Source organism: uncultured Campylobacter sp., assembly GCF_937890585.1.
GTDB lineage: Bacteria > Campylobacterota > Campylobacteria > Campylobacterales > Campylobacteraceae > Campylobacter_A.
Genome location: NZ_CALACG010000272.1, coordinates 1 through 5,211, shown reverse-complemented (window position 1 = coordinate 5,211; position 5,211 = coordinate 1). Strand labels below are relative to the sequence as shown.

General features: G+C 40.7%; 4 protein-coding genes. All 4 read left to right on the top strand.

Going from position 1 to position 5,211, the window contains the following annotated elements; all coding sequences use genetic code 11:
* Positions 1-163 precede the first annotated feature (163 nt).
* The 4 genes from Q0296_RS08200 (at position 164) to Q0296_RS08185 (ending at position 5,021) form a co-directional block, all read left to right on the top strand.
* Positions 164-1,360, top strand: a complete 1,197-nt coding sequence (locus tag Q0296_RS08200) for an efflux RND transporter periplasmic adaptor subunit (RefSeq protein WP_298039190.1) — start codon at positions 164-166, stop codon at positions 1,358-1,360.
* A complete protein-coding gene (locus tag Q0296_RS08195) occupies positions 1,361-3,289 on the top strand; it encodes a MacB family efflux pump subunit (RefSeq protein ID WP_298039188.1) in 1,929 nt (642 codons plus the stop codon).
* A 327-nt stretch (positions 3,290-3,616) separates the two neighbouring features.
* Positions 3,617-4,525, top strand: coding sequence for a TolC family protein (locus tag Q0296_RS08190; protein WP_298039185.1), 909 nt, complete (start codon positions 3,617-3,619; stop codon positions 4,523-4,525).
* A 4-nt stretch (positions 4,526-4,529) separates the two neighbouring features.
* Positions 4,530-5,021, top strand: coding sequence for a flagellar protein (locus tag Q0296_RS08185; RefSeq protein WP_298039182.1), 492 nt, complete (start codon positions 4,530-4,532; stop codon positions 5,019-5,021).
* Positions 5,022-5,211 lie beyond the last annotated feature (190 nt).

Here is a 5,211-nt window from a genome sequence, read left to right as displayed (position 1 = left end):
AGAAAGACGAGCTATATCTTAGCTATGCAAAATACGACAAGATAAAGAAGGTGACCTACCAGCCAAGTAGGTTTTTGATAGAGGCTGGCATGGCACAAGAGGAAGCATAAAGAGTATTTACTCTTACGGAGTAGAATTTACCAATTTTTTACAAAGAGAAGTGATGAAAAAATCTAAAATTTTAATAATCCTGCTTATTTTAGGCGTCGGTGGATATTTTATCTACGATAATTTTTTTAAGGTAAAAGACGAAAAGGTGGAGTTTATCACCAAAAAAGCAAAGAAGGGCTCATTTAGCAAAAAGGTCGATGCGACTGGAGAAATTTTCGCCACCGAGCTAATCGACGTGGGAGCTCAGGTGAGCGGTCAGATAAAAAAGCTCTACGTTAAGCTTGGAGATCAGGTAAAAAAGGGCGATATGATCGCAAGTATCGATAGCTCGACCCAGCAAAATAGCATTGATAATAAAGAAGCACAGCTTGCCATCTACAAAGCTCAGCTTGAAAGCGCAAAAGTAGCTCTAAATATCGCTAAAACGCAGTTTGATAGAGAAAATGCACTATTTTCTAAAAACGCCACCTCAAAGCAAGAATTTGAAACCGCAAAAAACACATATAGTGCAAATAGCGCCAAGATAAAGGAGCTTGAAGCGCAGATCAAGCAGACAAATATCGAGCTAAGCACTGCTAAGATAAATTTAGGCTACACAAAGATCACCGCACCAAGGGACGGCACCGTTGTAAGCGTGCAGGTTGAAGAGGGTCAAACTGTAAATGCCAACCAAACTACGCCAACTATCGTAAATATCGCCGATCTTAGCCATGTGAAGATGAAGATGCAAATAGCAGAGGGCGACATCACCAAGATAAAAGTCGGCACGCCAGTTGAATACTCGATCCTCTCTGAGCCAACGAAGAAATTTCAAACGACTGTTAGCTCGATCGACCCAGGGCTCACCACACTAAGTGATGGCAGCTACGGCTCAAGTAGTAGCAGTAAGTCTTCATACTCAAGTAGCTCTAGCAGCAGCTCGGCGGTCTATTATTACGCGCAAAGCATCGTTGATAACAAAGATGGAATTTTAAGGATAGGCATGACCACGCAAAACGAGCTTTTAATAGCAAATGTTGAGGACGCCATCATCGTGCCAAGCATCGGCATCAAAAAAGATGAAAACGGCACTTTTGTCTATGTGCTAAAAGATGGCAAGCCCGTAAAAACAGCGGTCAAAACTGGCATAAAAGATAACCTCGATACGCAGATAATTAGCGGTATAAATGAAGGCGACGAGATCATCACATCTCAAGGCTCATCAAGCGAAATCGCTAAGATGATCGCAAAAGAACATAAGAAGTTTTAAGTGATAAGCCTAAAAAACATCACCAAAAGCTTTAAGCTAGGTGACAATGAGATAGAGATCCTACACGGCATAAATTTAGAGATAAAAAAGGGCGAGTTTATAGCCATCATCGGTCAGTCTGGCTCTGGTAAATCAACTCTTATGAACATCCTTGGCTGCTTAGATAGCCCAAGTGGCGGCGAGTATTTGCTGGACGGCAAAGATATATCTAAATTTGACAGCGACGCCCTTGCCAAGCTTAGAAGGGATAAATTTGGCTTTATATTTCAAAGATACAACCTTCTTAGCACGATGAACGCCCTTGAAAACGTAGCGCTGCCAAGCATCTACGCAGGTGCAAACAAGAGCGAACGAGAGAAAAGAGGGATGGAAATTTTAGACTCTCTTGGTCTTAGCGAAAAAGCGAAAAATTTACCAAACAAACTTTCAGGCGGACAGCAGCAAAGGGTCTCCATAGCAAGGGCGCTGATGAATGGTGGCGAGATCATCTTGGCTGATGAGCCAACTGGCGCGCTTGATAGCAAAAGTGGTCTAAGAGTGATGGAAATTTTAGTTGATCTTTACAAAAAAGGCCACACTATCATCATCGTCACGCACGACCCAAAGATCGCCGAATACGCAAGCAGGGTGATCGAGATAAAAGATGGCAACATCGTAAGCGACAATGTCAAAAATAGCAAAATTTATGAGGCCACAAAGCAGAGCCAGCCAGAAAAGAGCAAATTTACCTACTATAAAGATCAGCTCATAGAGAGCTTTAAAATGTCGGTAAATGCGATGTTAGCTCATAAACTAAGATCGCTTTTAACCATGCTTGGCATTATTATAGGTATCACCGCAGTCATTAGCGTCGTGGCCCTTGGCAAAGGCTCGCAGGAGCAAATTTTAGCTGGCATCAGAAAGATCGGCACAAACACGATCGACATCATGCCAGGCAAAGGCTTTGGCGATATGCTCTCAGGCAAGGTAAAAACGCTCTCCATAAGCGACGCAAACATGCTTGCTAAGCAGTCCTTTTTAGACTCCGTCACTCCAAATACAAGCACCTCAGGCGTGCTAACCTATGAAAATATCTCGCTAAGTGCGAGCTTAAAAGGTGGTGGAGTAGGGAGCTTTGACGTAAATGGGCTAAAGCTAGAAGAGGGCAGAATTTACGATGATGACGAGGTTTTAAACTCTGATTCAGTCGCTCTAATCGATCAAAACACCAAAAATAGTATCTTTAAAAATGATGATCCTATCGGCAAGATCATACTTTTTAACAAAAAGCCACTTCGCATTATCGGCGTTTTGCAAAAGGATGATTTTAAGATTGGCGACGCCAGCACGCTTAAAATTTACGCTCCTTACACGACTGTGCTAAACAAGGTCACAGGGGATAAATTTATAAGCTCGATCACAGCTAAAGTAAATGAAGGTGTCAATGCGCAAATCGCCGAAAAGAGCCTAAGCGAGCTTTTAGAGATCAAGCACGGCAAAAAGGACTTTTTTACAAGAAACTCAGACAGTATCAAGCAAACGATCGAAGAGACTATCTCGACCATGCGCCTTCTCATCTCAAGCATCGCCGTCGTCTCACTCGTAGTTGGGGGCATAGGCGTCATGAACATCATGTTAGTCTCAGTCACTGAGCGCACCAAGGAGATCGGTATCAAAATGGCGATCGGAGCCAGACAGAGCAACATCTTGCAGCAGTTTTTGATAGAGGCGGTGCTACTTTGCCTAATAGGTGGTGCTATTGGCATCGTCCTATCCTACGCTATCGGCTACGTCTTTAACAACTTCTTAAACGGCTTTAGCATGATCTTTTCAAACGGCTCGATCGTGCTTGCACTTGTCACGTCGATGGCTATTGGCATCATCTTTGGCTACATGCCTGCCAAAAATGCCTCAAAACTAAATCCAATAGATGCGCTTTCAAGGGAGTAATATGAAATTTCTAAGCCTAGCTTTAGTGCTCGTTTTAAGCGGTTGCGCTGTTAAAAATATAGATGAAAACTACAAGCAAATTTTACTTGAAGATAACGCCAGCCGTGAGTAAATTTAAACACCTCTTGGTGGAAGCAGTATCATCAAAGCTACCTTAATGAGCTTGTGGATATGGCTCTAAAAAACAACGCCGACCTTACAAAAGCTGCGATAAATGTAAATAAAGCGCTCGCTCAAGCATAGGGCTTAGCTACGAGCTTGATCTTTGGCAAAAGCTAGAAATCAAAAGACACAGCGATCTTTGAAGCAGATGCTAGCAAATTTGACTTGGAAGCCGGCAAGTTAAGCATTATAAATTCTCTTTCAGACGTCTATTTTCAAATTTTATATCTAAACGAGAGCATAAAAACTTATGAGCAAATTTTAGAAATTTATAACAAGCTAAATGAGATAGTTGGGCTTAAATTTGAGCTTGGCAAAGAGGAGGCGCTAAGCCTAAAACAGATAAACTCGCAGCTCTTAAGCGCTCAAAATAAGATAGAAAGTGCTAAAAAAGAGCTTGTGAGTGCTAAAAAAACGCTTAGGATTTTGCTAAATGAGAGGCCAGAATTTGAGCTTAAATTTGAAGGTCTCACGCTAAGTCCCGTTAAAAGAGTGGGCGTTGATCTTGAAGTGCCAACAAGCGCCATAGCAAACCGCCCTGATCTAAAAGCGGCCATTTACCGCATAGAAGAGGGCATCTTAAACTACAAAGCGAGCCAAAAAGAATTTTATCCAAGCATCACGTTAGGAGCCAGCCTCAAAAGCAGCACCAACAAAAAAGAGGAAGCTTTTAGTCTTAAATTTCTAAATGGCAACATTGCTTTGAATTTGCCATTTTTAAACTACCACAAGCTAAAGTCAAATTTAAAAGTTAGCGAGGCGAATTTCGAGCTTGCAAAACTAAACTACATAAGCACTCTAAATAGCGCATTAAACGAGATAGACGCATTTTATAAGAGCTATATAAATGACGAAGCACTGCTTACAAACTACCAAGAGCAGATAAAAAACTACGAAGAAATTTCAAAAATTTACGAGCTAAAATACTCTTACGGCAAGGTCGAGCTAAAGCAGTTTTTAGAGGCTAAAAATAGCGAGCTAGAGGCCAAAATAGGGTTACTAAAAGCAAAATACACGCTTTTACAAGATGAGCTAAATATCTACAAAGCCATGGCAGGCAAATTTAATAGGTAAATTTATGAGCTCAGCTTGGGACTACGAGGCAAACGCATGCAGCAAGGATGGCAAATTTAGTGCCAAATTTGAAGGCTGCGAGGTCGCTATGGGCGCTCCAACCCTTGGTGAGCTACGACTTTTTATAAATAGCGAGCACTGTCTAAATTTAAAAAATGAGCCTTCAAATCACGCAAAAAGACTATCAAACTTGGATCAAAATTTAGTCAAAGATGACGATGCGCTTCAAATTTTACTTAGCGAGAGAGCGACTGCTTGTTTTTTGTTTTCAGAGGACTCTAAATTTTTAGCTTTTTCTGAATGGACGGCAGATAAAATGCAGATCGTAAAGATACTTAGACTAGCCGATATGAGCATAAAAACTGACAACAATCGCAAAAGAGTAGTGGAATTTCTCTCATTTGATGATGGCGTGCTTGAAATTTTAGACTCACCGATCTTTATGCCAAAAAACTATACACTAGATATCCACACGCTTTTTGACGATAAAATTTAATTAAGATTTAAAAATAGCTTTCAGATCTACTTTTTTTATAGCAAATTTAACTACTATCTCTTAAATTTAGCACGCAAGATCGCTCAAATCTAAAATTTAACGCAAAAGATAACTCTTTGACATAAATTTAACGCACAAGATAATATTTGGCGCATAAAAACAGATATCACGCACTATTCTTATTTTATAC

What these genes read in the sequence shown, in the direction of transcription:
- Q0296_RS08200 (WP_298039190.1), top strand. Translation starts at nt 164, where the DNA reads ATGAAAAAATCTAAAATTTTAATAATCCTGCTTATTTTAGGCGTCGGT.
- Q0296_RS08185 (WP_298039182.1), top strand. Translation starts at nt 4,530, where the DNA reads ATGAGCTCAGCTTGGGACTACGAGGCAAACGCATGCAGCAAGGATGGC.